The 18,426-nt window shown below is 57.8% G+C and carries 15 protein-coding genes; 11 read left to right on the top strand and 4 right to left on the bottom strand.

Annotated elements, in window-relative coordinates; translation table 11 throughout:
* Positions 1–49 precede the first annotated feature (49 nt).
* From ACTG2U_RS08180 to ACTG2U_RS08190, 3 genes are all read right to left on the bottom strand, one after another.
* A complete protein-coding gene (locus ACTG2U_RS08180; RefSeq protein WP_429012649.1) occupies positions 50–1,909 on the bottom strand; it encodes a peptidase U32 family protein in 1,860 nt (619 codons plus the stop codon).
* Between the two features lie 97 nt (positions 1,910–2,006).
* Positions 2,007–2,615 (bottom strand): LysE family translocator, encoded by a 609-nt coding sequence (locus ACTG2U_RS08185; protein ID WP_429012651.1) that lies wholly within the window; start codon positions 2,613–2,615, stop codon positions 2,007–2,009.
* A 127-nt stretch (positions 2,616–2,742) separates the two neighbouring features.
* Positions 2,743–3,684, bottom strand: coding sequence for a LysR family transcriptional regulator (locus ACTG2U_RS08190; protein ID WP_429012654.1), 942 nt, complete (start codon positions 3,682–3,684; stop codon positions 2,743–2,745).
* Between the two features lie 226 nt (positions 3,685–3,910).
* On the opposite strand from ACTG2U_RS08190, the gene ACTG2U_RS08195 reads away from it, so the two are divergent.
* From ACTG2U_RS08195 to ACTG2U_RS08245, 11 genes are all read left to right on the top strand, one after another.
* Positions 3,911–4,999 (top strand): ketoacyl-ACP synthase III, encoded by a 1,089-nt coding sequence (locus ACTG2U_RS08195; protein WP_021230362.1) that lies wholly within the window; start codon positions 3,911–3,913, stop codon positions 4,997–4,999.
* 253 nt (positions 5,000–5,252) lie between these two features.
* Positions 5,253–6,467, top strand: coding sequence for a methyl-accepting chemotaxis protein (locus ACTG2U_RS08200; protein ID WP_429012657.1), 1,215 nt, complete (start codon positions 5,253–5,255; stop codon positions 6,465–6,467).
* Positions 6,468–6,476: 9 nt separating this feature from the next.
* Positions 6,477–6,845, top strand: coding sequence for a response regulator (locus tag ACTG2U_RS08205; RefSeq protein ID WP_005338778.1), 369 nt, complete (start codon positions 6,477–6,479; stop codon positions 6,843–6,845).
* 13 nt (positions 6,846–6,858) lie between these two features.
* Positions 6,859–7,185 carry an STAS domain-containing protein gene (locus ACTG2U_RS08210; protein WP_005358513.1) on the top strand — a complete coding sequence of 109 codons (327 nt, stop codon included), beginning with the start codon at positions 6,859–6,861 and terminating at the stop codon, positions 7,183–7,185.
* 22 nt (positions 7,186–7,207) lie between these two features.
* Positions 7,208–9,418 carry a chemotaxis protein CheA gene (locus ACTG2U_RS08215; RefSeq protein WP_439974336.1) on the top strand — a complete coding sequence of 737 codons (2,211 nt, stop codon included), beginning with the start codon at positions 7,208–7,210 and terminating at the stop codon, positions 9,416–9,418.
* A gap of 10 nt (positions 9,419–9,428) precedes the next feature.
* Positions 9,429–11,354 (top strand): HAMP domain-containing methyl-accepting chemotaxis protein, encoded by a 1,926-nt coding sequence (locus ACTG2U_RS08220; protein WP_439974337.1) that lies wholly within the window; start codon positions 9,429–9,431, stop codon positions 11,352–11,354.
* A 12-nt stretch (positions 11,355–11,366) separates the two neighbouring features.
* Complete coding sequence (locus ACTG2U_RS08225) at positions 11,367–11,936, top strand: chemotaxis protein CheW (RefSeq protein ID WP_110303373.1); 570 nt, start codon at positions 11,367–11,369, stop codon at positions 11,934–11,936.
* 43 nt (positions 11,937–11,979) lie between these two features.
* Positions 11,980–13,734 carry a methyl-accepting chemotaxis protein gene (locus ACTG2U_RS08230; RefSeq protein WP_421273467.1) on the top strand — a complete coding sequence of 585 codons (1,755 nt, stop codon included), beginning with the start codon at positions 11,980–11,982 and terminating at the stop codon, positions 13,732–13,734.
* A gap of 57 nt (positions 13,735–13,791) precedes the next feature.
* Complete coding sequence (locus ACTG2U_RS08235; RefSeq protein ID WP_421273466.1) at positions 13,792–14,595, top strand: CheR family methyltransferase; 804 nt, start codon at positions 13,792–13,794, stop codon at positions 14,593–14,595.
* 3 nt (positions 14,596–14,598) lie between these two features.
* Positions 14,599–15,090, top strand: coding sequence for a chemoreceptor glutamine deamidase CheD (gene cheD, locus ACTG2U_RS08240; RefSeq protein WP_005349556.1), 492 nt, complete (start codon positions 14,599–14,601; stop codon positions 15,088–15,090).
* The gene (locus tag ACTG2U_RS08245) at positions 15,087–16,145 is read left to right on the top strand and encodes a protein-glutamate methylesterase/protein-glutamine glutaminase (protein ID WP_231719471.1); all 1,059 of its coding nucleotides are present in this window, start codon (positions 15,087–15,089) and stop codon (positions 16,143–16,145) included. Before cheD ends, ACTG2U_RS08245 begins: the two co-directional genes overlap by 4 nt.
* 98 nt (positions 16,146–16,243) lie before the next feature.
* Here the strand turns inward: ACTG2U_RS08245 and pnp are convergent, their stop codons facing one another.
* Positions 16,244–18,391, bottom strand: a complete 2,148-nt coding sequence (gene pnp, locus ACTG2U_RS08250) for a polyribonucleotide nucleotidyltransferase (protein ID WP_439974338.1) — start codon at positions 18,389–18,391, stop codon at positions 16,244–16,246.
* Between the last annotated feature and the right edge of the window lie 35 nt (positions 18,392–18,426).

The following is an 18,426-nucleotide window of genomic DNA, read 5'->3' on the forward strand; positions in this document are numbered from 1 at the left end:
CCTGCGATAAAAAACTGCCCCTTTCCGGACGAAGAAAGGGGCTCATTGCTCAGCGTTTCAGGCTGCCCATCACATGCATTTCGCAGCGATTGCAGTCAAAGCGCAGGCGGAAGGTGTCTTTACCCATCTTGAGCTCCAGCGGCTCTGCCTTGAGACCTGGCACCTCGTTCGGGCAGAGGTTCTGGCTATAGCGGATGCAATGCTTGGTGATCATCAGCACCACTTCCCGCTCCTCCTTGTTCGCTTCATAGGCGGGGGCAATGCGCTCCACACCGTGCTCATGGAAGAACTTTTCAGCCGCGCTGTTAAGCACGTTGCCAAGGTAGGAGAGACGGTGCTGGGGATAGCTGATATCCCGTAGGGCGATGCGTCGCTCGGGGCGCTGGTAGCTGGCCACCCGTGCCGCCTCCAGCGCAGCGATGCCCTCCCGGCGCAAACCGTTGAGCTGTGATGCGGCGATAAATAGCGGGTGAGTGAATGCCAACTCAATCTTGCGCGCCACAAACAGGGTATTGCCGAGTTTGCCAAGTTGATCCCGCGCCTGCTGCAACGCCCGCTCCGGGTTGTCGGCAGGCTGTTTGTCGCAAGGCAGGGTCACCGCGGCTCTAATGCCCTGCTCGTCGGTGAGCGTGAGAATCACGCCCTCATCGCACTCTGCCAGCACCATATCGACCCGGATGCGGCGATCCGCGCTCGCCTTCTCCAGCATCTTGCTGAACGCCTGATCGTGGTTGCGGTAGATTTCGGTGCCCACCTTCAACCCCGGCATACGTTCAGACAGGAGTAACTGCTTACCTTCGACCTTGTTGAGGCGCATCCCCACCAGCTCGTTGTTCGGCTTGAAGAAGCCCAAACCGTCGCCGTTGTTGAGGGTGACCTGTTTGCCATCAATCTCGATACCGTCACGGGTCACCTTGGTGACACGCCCCAGCGGTTCACCCACATATTTCGGGCTCCTGGTAGAGTCGATCCCCTGCTGGCGGCCATGGAGGAAGTAGTCGGTGCTGCCGCGGTTGAAGCTCTTCTTGGGGTCAGGCGTGAAGCTGTAGCTGCAACGACCCGCAGAGGCTGCGACCAGATCGGATCGGCTATCCAGAATGGCGTCCAGCTTCTGGCGATACCAGGCGGTGACGTTCTTGACGTAGTCGAGCCCCTTGAGACGCCCTTCAATCTTGAAGGAGCGGATCCCCGCCTCGATCAAGGCCTCCAGGTTGTCGGTCTGATCCATATCCTTGAGCGACAACAGGTGGCTGTCGGCCACCAGCACTTCGCCATCCGGCTTTTGCAGCGAGCAGGGCAGACGGCAGAGCTGGGCACACTCGCCACGGTTGGCACTGCGGCCGGTACGGGCATGGCTGATATTGCACTGGCCGCTGTAGGAGACACAGAGCGCACCGTGGATAAAGAACTCCAGCTGCACATTGGTCGCTGCACTGATCTCGCGGATCTGCGCCAGCGACAGTTCGCGCGCCAGCACCACCTGAGAGAAACCCACATCCTGCAGAAACTTCACCTTCTCCGGCGTACGGTTGTCGGTCTGGGTACTGGCATGGAGCGCGATGGGAGGCAAATCGAGCGCCAGCAGCCCCATATCCTGGACGATGAGCGCATCGGCACCGGCTTCGTAGATCTGGTGGGTCAGCCGCCGGGCCTGCTCCAGCTCGTGATCGTGCAGCAGGGTGTTGAAGGCGACAAAGACCTGGGCGCCGAAACGGTGGGCGTGGAGCGCCAGCGCCTCGATATCCTCGATGGAGTTGCCCGCCGCACTGCGGGCGCTAAAGGCAGGGCCGCCCATGTAGACGGCATCGGCACCATGGTTGATGGCCTCGATGCCGTAGGCGAGGTTCTTGGCCGGAGCCAGCAGCTCCAACCGGTTGTTGTGGCTTAACGGGTGCTTGTTCTGGTGCATGGTCTCGGGATCAGGGCGGACAGCAAATGGGCGCTACTCTAGCCCATTCACCACCCCCGTGCCTTGATCCCGCTTAAGGTATCTGCGAAATGCAGGATTAGATAACCACCTTGAGTGCCAGTCCCAGCAGCACCAAGCCGCTCACCTTATCGATCACAAAGGATTTGGCTTTAAGCCACGCCAGCACAGGCCCGCGGGAGAGCACCAGCGCCACCAGCACGTACCAGACGGCATCGATCCCGCCCGCGGTTAGCATCATGATGCCCCCTTCGCTCCAGCCGGTATCGGCCCGCACAAACTGGCTGAACAGAGCGATGAAGAAAACCGCCAGCTGGGGGTTAAGAAAGGCAACCATAAAACCTTCAAAGGCCCCCTGCCGACCGCGCAGTTGATGCACCTCTTCATTCCCTTCGTCACTGGTTGGTTTTGCCAGCAGGGCTTTCACCCCGAGCCAGGCAAGAAATGCGGCGCCGCCGTAGCGGATCAGATCAAACAGGATAGGGGTCTGGGTGATCAGGATGGAGAGGCCAAGCGCGGTGACCAGCGCATAGATACCAACCCCGAGACCGTGGCCAAGCGCAGTGGCGACGCCATGCCTCTGCCCGCCCTGCACCGTGTTGCGGATGATCAGCGCCAGACTCGGCCCCGGGCTGATGGCCCCCATCACGCAGATTGCTGCCAGTGCCAGCCAACTCGTCAGTTCCATGCTTTTCCTCTTTTGTGCTCGATATGATGCCCTGCACTCAGGGTACGGGCTGAGCCATTATGCCAGTAGTGAAAGTTATGAATAGAACCCATAACCCATGGCTATAGCGCCACACAACTGACTGGAGCTAACCACCGAGATCGAGCTGCTTGCGACTCTCGCCAACGGTGCGTTGCAGGTGATCCCGCAGGAATGGGTAGGCCAGCTCGCGAAACCAGCGGTGGGCCGGATCCTGATGGTGACGCTGATGCCACAGCAGATGATACTGCTGGTCGCGGGTAGCAAAGGGCAGATCGACAAAGGTGAGCTCATGGCCGCAGGAGAGCTGCCAGGCGATATGAGCAGGGGTGGTCATCAGGCAATCGGTGCGCAGCAACACCTCCACAGCCGCCTGAAAGAAGGGAACTCTGGCAAACCAGCGCCGACTCAGTCCCTGCGGCGCCAACACCTGTTCCACCGGGCTGTCCTTGTCGCCACCGCCACTCACCTGCAGGTGAGGCCAGGCGAGATAGTCATCGAGACTCAGCGCCTTGCCCGCCAGCGGGTGATGACGTCCCATCAACACCGCCAGCCGATCTTCCCCCTGATGCAAACCACGGATCTGATCCGGTACCAGCTCGGTGATGGTAGAGACCAGATCGAGCTCGGACTGCCACAGCTGCGGCAGCTGACGCTTGTCCCACAGGCTGTACTCCAGCGCCGCCAACGGCGCCTCTTTGGCGAGCGCGGCACAGATATCGGGCAGGATATGCTGAGCCACATAATCGGAGGAGGCGAGCCGAAATACCCGCTCGCAGCGGCTCGGGTCAAATCCGGGCGCCTCGTAGAGCCGCTCAAGCGCACCGAGAGAATCCGCCAGTTGAGCGGCCAGCACTTCGGCCCGTGGCGTCAGCAGCCAGCGTTGCCCCTCCCGCACCAGCAACTCGTCATCAAACTCGCTGCGCAACTGGGCAAGCTGCTTGCTGATGGAGGGCTGACTCAGGTGCAGCAGCTCGGCGGCGCGGCTGATATTGCGGGTCTCCAGCAGTACCTTGAGGGTCGGCAACAAGTTGAGATTGGCTCTGAGCAAGGAGATACCCTCATCGGTGGTGAAACGCCTATCTTAGGGCAGAGGAGTCCCGCGTTTTAAGCAAAATTTCCAGCCATGCTCAGCACGTTGCAGCCCTTTGCGACCAGATGGCACAGCTGAGCTCCCCGCACATAACCATGACCACAAGATGACAGTGGTTGTCTCGTACGGCATAATTGCACGATTTTCCGCCCGCGGGCGATCCACTTTGAGAAGCGGTAACAAGATGAAATACGCCAATATCACCGGCTGGGGCAAATGCCTGCCTCCCTCCGTGCTGACCAACGACGACCTCAGCACCATCATGGATACGTCAGACGAGTGGATCTATCCGCGCACCGGCATCAAGGCCCGCCGGATCTCCCATGTCAGCACCTCGGATCTCGCCACCTTGGCCGGTCGCCGCGCACTGGCCTGCGCCGGTCTGGAAGCGAGCGACCTCGATGGCATCATCCTAGCCACCGCCACCCCGGACAACCTGCTGCCAAGTGCCGCCTCTGCGGTGCAGAAGAAGCTCGGTGCCGTCAATGCCGCCGTGTTTGATCTCAACGCGGCCTGCACCGGTTTCGTCTACTCTCTCTCGGTCGCCACCTCGCTGGTGCAGACCGGCATGATGAAAAAGGTGCTGGTGATCGGCGCCGAGCGCCTCACCTACCTGCTGGACTGGGCACGCCGCGATACCGCCGTGCTGTTTGGCGATGGTGCCGGTGCCGTGGTAATCGAGGCGAGCGAGCAGGAGTGTGGCCTGATCGCCAACAAGCTGGGCTGCGACAGCGAAGCGCGGGAGATCCTGCACGTACCGAACTTCGGTACCGATCGGGTGCGTTTTGCCGATATCGATGGGCTGTTCACCTTCAACTTCGAAGGTCCGGAGATCTTCAAACGCGCCGTGCGCGGCATGGGTGAAGCCACCAGCACTGTGCTGGCACAGGCCGGTATTGCGCCGGAGCAGGTCGACCTGATCGTGCCGCACCAGGCCAATATCCGCATCATCGAGACCCTCGCCAAGCGGATGAATGCGCCGATGGAGAAGGTGATGGTCAACATCGAAAACTATGGCAACACCTCCGCAGCCACTGTGCCCATCGCCCTGTGCGAAGCGCTGGAGCAGGGCCGCGTCAAGCCGAACTCCTATCTGCTGACCGCTGCCTTCGGTGCCGGTCTGACATGGGGAGCCGCCATCATCAAGTGGGGCGATCGCGTCACCCCCATCAAGGCGTGCGATGCTGAACTGCCCCCGTGCGACAAGAGCGCGCTGGAGCTCATCGCCCACGCCGTGGAAGGTTGCCAGAAGGCTCACGCCAACGAGGCGTGATCCTCATCAGGAGCCTGAATCCTCAGGCTCCTTCTCTCCTTTTCATCCCCACCTGGCTCTGCCCCCCACCTCGCAAGCCGCTTGATACGGCAATCGCTGATACAAACAACTCCGATTTGCAGCCAATTAATTTTTTTCCGCTAACCTTATTGTGCCAACTATAAATAAAGAAAAGAGCGTCAAGGGGCACCATGACTGTTTCAGTCCCGCGCCTTTACCTCTTACCAAATAATTGCACAGGGATAAGCTACGTATGGCACAACACAAAAGTGGCGTGAACACACCGCTTTGGGAACCGGTTTGCTGGATTTGCTGCATCGGTCTTGCTCTGCTGAGCTGCCTGTTGCTGCAGCTTGCCGATGCGCTGTCACCTCTCTATCTGCTGCTCAATGTGCTGGTTGCCATTGCAGCCGCCCTCTGGACATCCAGTCACTTCCACCAGCACACACACCGACATCGTGCCGGAGAGGAACAAACCGTCGCGACCGATCCTCTCGCCCACTCCATCATCGGGCTCGAACAGGTGTGCGAGAAGGCTCTACCTATCTGGTCCCAGCAAATTGAAAGCTCTCGTCAACAAACCGAAGCCGCGATGATTGACCTGACCCAACGCTTCAGCGGCTTGGCCAACAAGCTGGAGGAAGCAGTCAATGCTTCTCATCTGGCAGCCGGAGAACTGGGTGATGCCAATTCCCGTGGCATGGCAGGAGTCTTGAGCGAGAGCCAGCAGCAGCTCAATGAAGTGGTTGCCATCCTGCATTCCGCCCAGGCTAATCGGGACGCCATGCTGGGTGAGATAAAAAGCCTGACCACCTACACCATAGAGCTCAACACCATGGCCATGGATGTGGCCAAAATAGCCTCCCAGACCAACCTGCTGGCCCTCAACGCCGCCATTGAAGCGGCTCGTGCAGGGGAAGCAGGCCGTGGCTTTGCTGTGGTCGCTGATGAAGTGCGCAACCTCTCCCGCCTCTCTAGCGAAACCGCCCAGAAGATGACCGACAAGGTAGACACCATCAATACTGCTATCGGCCGCGCATTCCAGATTGCCGAAAATGCTGCCGCACGGGATCACGCCTCGGCGCTCAACTCGGAGCAGACAATCGAACAGGTACTGGCCCGTTTTCGCCATGCCACTGACAGCCTGGCGGAATCCGCCTCCCTGCTGCAAAACGAGAGCACCGATATCCATCGCGAAATCTCCAACGTCATTGTCTCGCTGCAATTTCAAGACAGGGTCAGCCAGATCCTCAGCCACGTCAGACAAAACATGGAGAGCCTCTCAAGCCATCTGGTTGCTTCGGAGCAGAGCAGCAATGCGACAGGGCCAATCCAGATCGATGCCAATCGCTGGCTGGCAGAGATGGAGCTCTCATACGCCACCGACGAACAGCGCAATATTCACCATGGTCGCACCACCCGTTCTGTCAACGCGCAACCAAGCAGCGCCGACATCACATTTTTCTAGGAGAGAGATATGGGCAAAACGATCCTGATCGTGGATGACTCGGCAACTATTCGCCAAGTCGTGGGCATGACCCTCAAGGGAGCCGGTTATGAGGTCATGGAAGCCTCTGACGGCAAAGATGCGCTCAACAAACTAGATGGCAAGAAGATCAACCTGATCATCAGTGACGTCAACATGCCGAACATGGATGGCATCACCTTCGTCAAAGAGGCCAAAAAGCTGGCCAACTACAAATTTACCCCTGTCATCATGCTGACCACCGAGTCTCAGGACAGCAAGAAGCAGGAGGGACAAGCCGCAGGAGCCAAAGCTTGGGTGGTCAAACCCTTCCAGCCCGAACAGATGCTGGCCGCAGTCGCCAAGCTCATCATGCCGTGATCCGGAGTGCATCATGCAACTACAGAGTGAGCTACTCGACAACAAGGTGGTGGTGACCATGCCGGACGAGATCACCATTTATACAGTTAGCGAGCTGAAAGATGCTCTCTCACCCTTATTGCATCAGGGGAACGAACTGGAGCTGAATCTAGCGGCGGTATCCGAGATAGACAGCGCCGGGCTGCAACTGCTGCTGGCAGCGAAGAAGACCGCTCTGCAGCAGGGCTCCTCCCTGGCGCTGGTCTGGCACAGCCATGTTGTGCTTGAACTGCTGGAGCTCTGCCAGCTCTCGGCCTTTTTTGGCGACCCCACCCTCATCACCCATGGCGAACGGCCCTGAGCCACCATGACAAGGAGTCACCGTGAGCATCGATCTTGATCAGGCTTTACAAACCTATATCGCCGAGGCACGCGAGTTGCTTGAAGAGATGGAGTCAGCCCTTCTATCACTGGAATCTGACCCTGACAATAGCGAGCTGATTGGTGCCATCTTTCGTGCTGCTCATACCATCAAGGGGTCGGCTGGCCTGTTTGGTCTGCAACCCATCGTCGGGTTTACCCATATTGTCGAGGATCTGCTAGACCAGATCCGCAATCAGCAGCTCACCGTCACCTCTCCTCTGATTAAGGATCTGCTGGAGAGCTGTGACCATATCCAGACGCTCATCAATGTCGTTGCAGAACAGGGCAGCACGTTAAGCGAGGGCGATGCCAACCAAGATGAACGGCTGAGGCTCACCCTCACTCGTCATCAGTGCGTCCCCCATGCCACGCTGCCAGATACTGTGCATACGCCGGAACCCAAGATCGAAAAAGAGGGAGGAATTACCAGCTCCGCCTCCCTGTGGCATATCTCCCTGCGTTTTGGTCCCGATGTGCTGCGCAATGGCATGGATCCAGCCGCATTTCTGCGCTATCTCGGCACTCTCGGAACCATATGCTCGGTGGAGACCATCCATCAGGCGCTACCGGATTGGGAACAGTTCGATCCGGAGAATTGCTACCTAGGCTACGAGATAGACTTCGACTCGCAGGCAGACAAGACGGCCATCAGCGATGTCTTTGAATTTGTCAGAGATGACTGCCAGATCACCATCTTGCCACCCCACAGCAAGATCGCCGAGTACATCAACCTGATCGAGTCGCTGCCTGAAGATAGCGCCATGTTGGGGCAGTTGCTGGTCAACACCGGCGCCCTGACGGCAGAGGAGTTAGCAAGCGGTCTGCAGGCACAACAAGCGACCCCGGCAGAACAAGCACCCAGACTCGGAGAAATCCTTATTGCGCAGGGTGCCGTCAACGAAGCCGTCGTCGATGCTGCTCTGAAAAAACAGAACCAGACCAAGGAGAGCAAGAGCAAAGAGGGCCGTTACGTCAGGGTGCATGCCGACAAGCTGGACGATCTAATCAATCTGGTCGGGGAGTTGGTAGTCGCCAGTTCAGGAGCCAATCTGCTGGCCCAACGTACACGCGAAAGCCAGCTGCAGGAAGCCGCCTCGGTCATTGCCATGCTGGTGGAAGAGATCCGCGACAGCGCACTGCGCCTTCGCATGGTACCTATCGGCGATACCTTCAACCGCTTCCAGCGGGTGGTGCGCGATGTCAGTCAGGAACTGAACAAGGATATCACTCTGGTAATCTCTGGAGCCGAGACCGAACTGGACAAGTCGGTGGTAGAGAAAATCGGCGATCCGCTGATGCATCTGGTCAGAAACTCGATGGATCACGGCATCGAATCGGCAGAGCAACGACTGCTGGCAGGCAACCCCCCCCGTGGCACCCTGAATCTCAATGCCTATCACGACTCCAACAGTATCGTCATCGAAATTCGGGATGACGGTGCAGGTCTCAACAAAGCCAGGATCCAGCAAAAAGCCATCGAGCGCGGTCTGATCAGCCCAACCACCACGCTGACGGATCAGGAGATATACAACCTGATCTTCGAGCCGGGGTTCTCTACTGCCGAGGCGATAACCAACCTCTCCGGTCGCGGGGTGGGCATGGATGTCGTCAAACGCAACATCACTGCCCTGCGCGGCACGGTCGATCTGGACAGCATCCCGGGAAAAGGAACCCGTGTGCAGATCCGCCTGCCGCTTACCCTTGCCATCATCGACGGCTTCCTGGTGCGAGTCTGCGACACCCACTACGTCATTCCCCTCGATATGGTGATCGAGTGCGTTGAATTGACCCAGAGTGCACTGTCCGACACCCAGGGTCGCAATTACATCAATTTGCGTGGCGAGGTGCTGCCCTTTATCCGCCTGCAACACTACTTCGATACCAATGGCAGCAAAGGGCGGCGCGAGAACATTGTCGTGGTCAGCCATGCAGGCAAAAAATCCGGACTGGTGGTGGATGAACTGCTGGGAGAATTCCAGACCGTCATCAAACCGTTGGGAAAATTATTCCAGCGCCTGCAAGGCATCAGTGGCTCAACCATTCTGGGGGGGGGAGAGGTCGCCCTGATCCTCGACATTCCTTCGCTGATCCAGCACGCAATCACTCAGGAATCCTGTCAGCTCAACAGGTTGACAGTGTCGCGCAACCTGCCTCAATCCAGCATCAACTGAGGGGACCATCATGTTAAAAAATTCCACCATCAAATTGCGTCTTATTGTACTGCTCTGCATGCTCTGCCTACTGCTGCTGGCCGTTGGCAGCCTCGGGTTATACAACATGCAGAGCAGCAATACCGGGTTGCAGCGCGTTTACAACGACAGGGTGGTTCCCCTCAAGCAGCTGAAGACCATCTCCGACAGCTATGCCGTCTCGATCATCGACAACCTCAACAAGGCCAATGCGGGGCTGATCCCGGCAGAAGAGGCTTTGAAGCAGATACAACAGGCACAGCAGACAATCAAAAACGAGTGGCATCACTACCAGTACACCACCCTCACACCGGATGAACAGCGCTTGTCAGCCGAGGCGACAACCCTGTTCAACGCGGCCGATACCGATATTGGCAAGCTGGAGAAATACCTCGCCACCCAGCACGGCATGATTACTGGCATGCTGAACACTTTTGACGGTGCCCTCTATGGCTCCATCGACCCGATAGGCAACAAAATCACCGAGCTGGTCAACCTGCAGCTCAATGTGGCCAAGTCGGAATATACCGCAGCGCAATCCTGGTATGACGTGATGCTGATAACCATGGCGGTGGTTATCGCGGTCGGCATTGCACTCGCAGCCTGGTTTGGCACCCTGCTGATCAAAAGCATCATCACCCCCATCGAACAGGCTCTGCGCGTGGCCAATAGTCTGGCCGATGGCAATCTGGATGTATCGATCCAGATAGACTCCAACGATGAAGCGGGTCAGCTCTTGATGGCGATGGATAACATGGTCAAGAAACTGGGGGCCTTGATCACGGATATCGAAACGCTGGTCACCGCCGCTGTCGAACAGGGCGACTTCAGCCACAAGATTGCGCTGGAGGATCGTCAAGGATATATCAAGCGGGTATCCGAACTGCTGAATCGCCTCTCCCATGTGACAGATACCAGCCTGGAAGATGTGATGCGCATTGCCACCGCGCTCTCCAAGGGGGATCTGACCCAACGGATCGATGAGCCCTATCCAGGAATTTTTGGCCAGACCAAAGACGGCCTAAACCGGACCATCACTGCGCTGACCAATATCATCGAAGAGGTACGCAACGCCGCCGACAACCTGACCAATGCCTCCAATCAGGTGAGCAATACGGCGCAGGCATTGAGCCAGGCCACCAGCGAGCAAGCAGCCAGCGTTGAAGAGACCAGCGCCTCTATCGAGCAGATGAGCGCCAGCATCAATCAAAACACCGAGAACGCCAAGATCACCGACAGCATGGCCAGCAACTCGGTGCTGGAGGCCACCGAAGGGGGCCAATCCGTTCAACAAACGGTGACCGCCATGCAGCAAATCGCCAAGAAAGTCAGCATCATCGACGACATTGCCTACCAAACCAACCTGCTTGCCCTCAACGCCGCCATCGAGGCGGCTCGCGCCGGAGAGCATGGCAAAGGCTTCGCGGTGGTTGCTGCCGAGGTGAGAAAACTGGCAGAGCGCAGCCAGATCGCAGCGCAGGAGATTGGCGAGCTCTCCTCCGACAGCGTCAGCAAGGCAGAGCGGGCTGGCAACCTGCTGGAGAGGATCGTCCCCTCCATTCGCAAAACCTCTGATCTGGTACAAGAGATCAATGCTGCTTCCGGGGAACAGGCCAGCGCAGCCAACCAGATCAGTCTGGCCATGAACCAGCTTAATCAGGTGACACAGCAGAATGCGGCCAGCAGCGAGGAGCTGGCGGCCACGGCCGAAGAGATGAGCTCGCAAGCCGGCGAACTGCAACAAACCATGGCCTTTTTTGCTCTGGAGAAAAGTGCGCAGCTCAACACCAGGCCCCATGAAACCGGCCACAAGGGCATGCCTCCCAGAGGCAGTTTCATCGCCCCCCCACAACGGGCCAGCCAGCCCAATCAACCATCATCCCATTCCATTGATGACGCGGATTTTGTCCGCTTTTAACCGGAGGCGACCATGCATACATCCACCGACATCACGGTGCCATCAGCGGCCGCTGACGAGAGCAGTGGCGATGCCCAGTACCTGACATTTCTGATCAACAACGAGATGTTCGCCATCAATATTCTGGGGGTCAAAGAGATCATCGAATACGGCAATATCACTCCGGTTCCGATGATGCCGGGTTTTATTCGCGGCGTAATCAACCTCAGAGGAGCGGTAGTGTCGGTCGTAGACTTGAATGCCCGCTTTGGCAATGCACCTTCGGTCATCACTCGCCGCAGTTGCATCGTCATTATTGAGGGGGTGGCCCCGCAGGGCGATGAACCTTTAGGTCAGGATATTGGCGTTGTGGTGGATTCCGTATCGGAAGTACTGGGTATCCCACAAGCAGATATCGAGCCCCCACCCAGTTTTGGTGCCCGCATCCGGGCCGATTTCATCAGCGGCATGGGCAAAGTCAACGGCAAATTCGTCATCCTCATCGATACCGGGAAAGTGTTGTCACTCGATGAGATGGCTCAACTCAACGAACTGGCCCAGCCACAGGCAAGGTTGCCACAAGGCAACCTGCAACCCTCCTGAAAAGGCCTCCATACTCCACGACATGCAGCATAAGGAAACGCTCATGACCCAATCACTCTTAGGAAAACTCTTCGGAGACAATGCCACCGAAGTGAGGCAGCGGACCCAGTTACTCGACGCAATCGGCCAGCTGCAACACGCAGTCTTGGCAGAGCAGGTTCCAGCACCACTCGATCTTTCCGGTATGGATAGCCCCTTGCGTGAAGTAGGACATGCCATCAACGAGGTGGTCACCTTGCTCAGTGACAAGCTGGAACAGAGCCGCAGCGACATTAAAAAGAACCAGGTACTGCTCCATGAGAACCAATTGGTTCGCAAAGCCCTCGACTGCGCCAGTACCAACGTGATGATTGCCGATACCAACCTCGACATTATCTATATGAACGAGGCAGTGACCGGCATGCTCAATCAGGCCGAGACCGACATCAAGAAAGAGCTCTACAGCTTCAACGCCAATCAGCTGATGGGCGCCAACATCGACAGCTTTCATAAAAATCCCGGCCATCAGCGCGCCATGCTGGCCAAACTCAACAGCACCTACCGCACCCAGATACAGCTGGGGGGGCGCACCTTCTCCCTGATCGCCAATCCGGTCTTCAACGATACCGGAGAACGGTTGGGATCCGTGGTCGAATGGGCCGACAGAACCAAGGAAGTGATGATAGAGAAAGAGATGTCCGACATTGTGCAGGCCGTGATTAATGGCGAGCTGCACCGCAGGATGGAACTTGCTGGCAAGAGCGGCTTCTTTCAGGCGATGGGAGAAGGGATCAACCAGATTGCAGAAGTGATCGACAGCACCCTCAACGACGTCATCCGGGTCGTGCAATGTCTGGCAAAAGGTGACCTGACCCAACAGATTGAGGCGGACTACCCCGGTGTGTTTGGCACCACCAAGGATGCGCTCAACAAGACCATCGCTTCGCTCACCAACATCGTCACCGAAGTGCGCGGCGCCTCTGACAACCTCTCCAGTGCCGCCGAGCAGGTAAGCGCGACCGCCCAGTCGATCAGCCAATCTAGCAGTGAACAGGCCTCCAGCATGGAGGAGACCAGCGCCTCCATCGAACAGATGAGCGCCAGCATCAACCAGAATACCGACAATGCCCAGGTCACCGATGGCATGGCCAGCAAGGCAGCCAAAGAGGCCGTAGAGGGAGGAGAAGCGGTCAAACTGACTGTGGATGCCATGAAGCAGATCGCCAGACGGATTGGCATCATCGATGACATCGCCTACCAAACCAATCTGTTGGCTCTCAACGCAGCTATCGAAGCGGCGCGGGCAGGCGATCACGGCAAAGGCTTTGCCGTAGTGGCGGCGGAGGTGCGCAAACTGGCCGAACGCAGCCAGGTTGCAGCACAGGAGATTGGCGAGCTGGCCTCCAGCAGTGTCGAGATGGCGGAAAAAGCAGGTCGTTTGTTGGATCAGATGGTTCCTTCAATCAACAAGACCTCGGATCTGGTGCAGGAGATCAGTGCCGCTTCGGTTGAGCAATCCACCGGTGTCAGCCAGATCAACCAGGCCATGAACCAGCTGAGTCAGGTTACCCAGCAGAACGCTTCTTGCAGCGAAGAGCTGGCTGCCACAGCAGAAGAGATGAGCAGCCAGGCTGAACAGCTGCAACTGGCCATGGAGTTCTTTACCTTGGAGGCCCACGCCAAAGAAGGTAAAGCAGCCAGCTCGCATCTTCACCCCAATACCCGAGGTCGCTTTATGAACGAGAGCACTGCCAACAGTCGGGAACGAGCCGCCACAGTGCAACGCCCCATCGGCGATGGCGATTTTGTCCGGTTCTAGTCACGGGAGAGGCGTTGCCTCTTCCATCTCCGACAACACAGGTAGAGGAACAGTTTTTTGTATCAAACCCAGCTGCATGATGATGAGTTCTCCCGTTTCCAACGCTGGCTTCATCAAACGGCGGGGATAGAGCTGTCTCCGGCCAAGAAGGCGCTGGTAGCCAGCCGCCTGGCGAAGCGACTCTGCCACTATGAGCTGGATAGTTATGACGACTACTTCCAGCTCATCATGAACGATCGCAGCAGCGAACTGCAGCTGGCGCTTGATCTCCTTACCACCAACGAAACCTACTTTTTCAGGGAGCCCAAACACTTCGAGTTTCTGACACGGGAGATAGTCTCAGCGCTTCCGCCCGAGCAACCATTGCGGGTCTGGAGCGCTGCCAGCTCATCCGGCGAGGAGCCCTACAGTCTGGCCATGACCCTCGCGGAAAAACGCAGTACCTTCAACTGGGAGATCCTGGCCTCCGATATCTCGTCCCGGGTGCTGGAACAGGCGATGAGCGGTCGCTACCCCATCGAGCGGGCGCAAAATATTCCACTGCCCTTTTTGATGAAATATTGCCTCAAGGGTGTGGGCCTGCAGGAGGGCATCTTCATCATCGATCGCAAGTTGCGGGACAAGGTGCAGTTCATGCAGATCAACCTCAATCAGGATCTGCCGGACATCGGCATGTTTGACGTCATCTTCATCAGAAACGTGATGATCTACTTCAACAAGGAGACCAAAGGGCAAGTATTGCAGCGGCTGGTACCCAGACTCAAACCCGGTGGCTACCTGCTGGTGAGCCACGCCGAGAGCCTGCATGGCCTGCACCACGACCTGCAGCTTGTCTCGCCTTCCATCTATCAGAAGAGATAAGTCATGACTCGGGAGGTGATCCTGCAACCGGGAGAGCTCTTTTTTGGCAAGGAGGATGTGGTGGTCAGAACCGTACTGGGCTCCTGTATTGCCATCACCTTGTGGCATCCGGAGCAGAAACAGGGAGGAATGTGTCACTACATGCTGCCAAGTCGGCGCAATCCCTCTACCAAGCTGGATGGGCGCTATGCCGATGAGGCCCTCGCCTTGCTGCTGCAAGCGGCCAGTCACTATCCCGCCCCCATCCATGAATATGAGGCCAAGTTGTTCGGGGGTGGCAACATGTTTACCGAGCCTCAATACGCACAGAGCGACAACAATGTCGCCGCCAAAAATATTCAGGCAGCCTGGCAGCTGACCCGACACCTTGGCCTTGATATCAAGGCTCATCATCTTGGCCATAGCGGCCACCGAAGCTTGCTCTTTGAGCTCAGCAACGGCAGTGTCTGGCTCCGCCATCATCGTCTGCCACATCAACGGGAGTCGCGAGAATGAAGCAGATCCGGGTCATGCTGGTGGATGATTCCGCCGTGGTCAGACAGGTATTGCAAGCGGTGCTGGAGCAGGAGCCCGATATCCGGGTGATCGCCACAGCATCGGATCCCCTGTTTGCCCAGGAAAAACTGAAGAAAGAGTGGCCTGACGTCATCGTGCTTGATGTGGAGATGCCCCGTATGGACGGCATAACCTTTCTCACCAAGATCATGGCAGAGCATCCAACCCCGGTGGTGATCTGCTCCTCCCTCACCGAAAAGGGGGCCGAGACAACCTTGCAGGCAATGGCTGCCGGCGCGGTGGACATCATCACCAAGCCGACCATGGGAATAAAAAGCTTTCTGCAAGAATCTGCCCACGACCTGGCCATGGCGGTACGTGCTGCGGCCCAGGCCAATCTCAAGCGCGTGGGCAAGCCCTCCTCTGTACCAGTCAGCGCCAAGCTCAACGCGGATGCCATGCTGGCGCCCAACCAGCACGCCATGGCACAAACCACCGAGCGCCTCATCGCCATCGGCACCTCGACCGGCGGCACCCAAGCGCTGGAAGCCGTGCTGACTGCCTTGCCCCGGGTCAGCCCCGGCATCGTCATCGTGCAGCACATGCCGGAGAAATTTACCGCCATGTTTGCCGAGCGGTTGAACGGGGTCTGCCAGATAGAAGTGCGGGAGGCGAGAAACAATGACCGGGTGATCCCGGGGCTAGCGCTGATTGCCCCCGGAGGCAAGCATATGCTGCTCAAACGCAGCGGTGCCTACTATCACGTCGAGGTGGTCGACGGGCCGCTTATCAACCGCCATCGCCCCTCGGTAGATGTGCTGTTTCGCTCCGTCGCCAAATATGCCGGCAAGAATGCCACCGGCATCATCATGACCGGCATGGGGGATGATGGTGCCCGAGGGTTGCGCGAGATGCTGGATGCGGGTGCCAACACCTATGCCCAGGATGAGGCCTCATGCGTGGTCTTCGGCATGCCCAAGGAGGCGATCAAGCTGGGAGCAGCCCGCCATGTACTCCCCTTGCAAGAGATGCAATACGCCATCCTCGGCAAATAATCCCTTATCGCGCGTTTTGACCATAAAAAAGTCCGGCTCCCATTGGGGAGCCGGACTTTTTACATCAACCGGAACCAATCCGGTATCAGGCGAGCAGATTACTCTGCAGCAGGAGCTTCTTCAGCGGCCGGAGCGGCGTCAGCAGCAGGTGCAGCCGCTTCGGTCGGGGCGTGTGCTTCCTTGATGGAGAGACGTACGCGGCCCTGACGGTCCACTTCCAGTACCTTCACCTTGACCACGTCACCGATGGTCAGGTGGTCAGCCACGTTCTGCACGCGAGCGTCGGTGATCTGGGAGATGTGTACCAGACCATCTTTGCCCGGCAGAATGTTGACGAATGCACCGAAATCGGCCAGACGGACAACTTTACCTTCATAGATGCGGTTCACTTCGATCTCGGCGGTGATAGCCTCGATGCGACGGATCGCTTCCATGGCGGCTTCGTTGGCCACGGCGGAGATACGTACAGTGCCGTCATCATCCAGCTCGATGTTGGTGCCGGTCTCTTCGGTCAGCGCACGGATCACTGAACCACCCTTACCGATCACGTCCTTGATCTTCTCGGGATTGATCTTGATGGTGTGGATACGCGGTGCGAAATCGGAGATCTGGGCACGGGGAGCCTGGATAGCTTCGTCCATCACTTTCAGGATGTGCAGACGAGCGCCACGAGCTTGCTTCAGCGCAATCTCCATGATCTCTTTGGTGATGCCTTCGATCTTGATGTCCATCTGCAGCGCGGTCACACCTTCGGTGGTACCGGCTACTTTGAAGTCCATGTCGCCCAGATGATCTTCGTCACCCAGAATGTCGGACAGCACGACGAAACCTTCTTCTTCCTTCACCAGACCCATGGCGATACCGGCAACGGAGGCCTTGATCGGCACACCGGCATCCATCAGCGCCAGAGAGGAACCACAGACAGACGCCATGGAGGAGGAACCGTTGGATTCGGTAATTTCAGAGACCACGCGCACCACGTACGGGAACTCGGCGGCGCTCGGCATCACGGCAGCAACGCCGCGCTTGGCCAGACGGCCGTGACCGATTTCACGACGCTTCGGGCTACCCATCATGCCGGTCTCACCGACACAGTATGGCGGGAAGTTGTAGTGCAGCATGAAGCGATCGGCACGGTTGCCGGTCAGCTCGTCGATGTTCTGGGCATCACGCTCGGTCCCCAGAGTGGCGACCACGATGGCCTGAGTTTCACCACGGGTGAACAGGGCAGAACCGTGGGCACGGGGCAGAATACCGGTACCTACGCTCAGGGCGCGGATCATTTCCGGATCGCGACCATCGATACGCGGCTCACCACGTACTACGCGACCACGAACGATGCGGCTTTCCAGGCTGTGGAACTCTTCGCCGATCTTCTTGGCATCTTCTTCCACACCGGAAGCGATAACTTGCTCAACCACACGACCCTTGATGGCCGCGATGGTTTCGTAACGAACAGCCTTCTCGGTGATGCGGTAGGCTTCACCCAGTTCGGCGCTCGCCAGCTCGGCAACCTTGGCTTTCAGCGCTTCGTTGACGGCAGGCGGAGTCCAGTCCCACGGCTTGGTGCCGACGGCAGCGGCAAACTCGTTGATCGCATTGATCACGGTCTGCATCTGCTCGTGACCGTATACCACGGCGCCCAGCATCACTTCTTCGGAAAGGATGGCCGCTTCGGACTCAACCATCAGCACGGCATTGGCAGTACCGGCAACTACCAGATCCAGATCGCTCTGCGGCAGTTCGGTGGTGGTCGGGTTCAGCACATACTGACCGTTCATGTAACCCACGCGAGCAGCACCGATCGGGCCGCCAAACGGGATACCGGAGATGGCCAGTGCAGCAGAGGCACCGATCATGGCAACGATGTCGGGGGATACGGCCGGATTCACGGACATTACGGTCGCAACGACCTGAACCTCATTGAGGAAGCCTTCCGGGAACAGCGGACGAATAGGACGGTCGATCAGACGGGAGATGAGGGTCTCGCCTTCGCTCGGACGGCCTTCACGACGGAAGAAACCACCCGGGATACGACCAGCAGCATAGGTACGCTCCTGGTAGTTGACGGTCAGCGGGAAGAAATCACGGCCGTGATCGGCCTCTTTCTTGCCGACTACGGTCACAAATACGCAGGTATCGTCCATGCTGACCATAACGGCCGCAGTGGCTTGACGGGCCATCACACCGGTTTCCAGAGTGACGGTGTGTTGACCGTACTGGAATGACTTTACAATAGGATTCACGTGAATTTCCTTTTTACAATTTGGCTCTTTAAATT

The sequence above is a fragment of the Aeromonas sp. 95A genome (assembly GCF_051919235.1).
GTDB classification, from domain to species: Bacteria; Pseudomonadota; Gammaproteobacteria; order Enterobacterales; family Aeromonadaceae; genus Aeromonas; species Aeromonas veronii.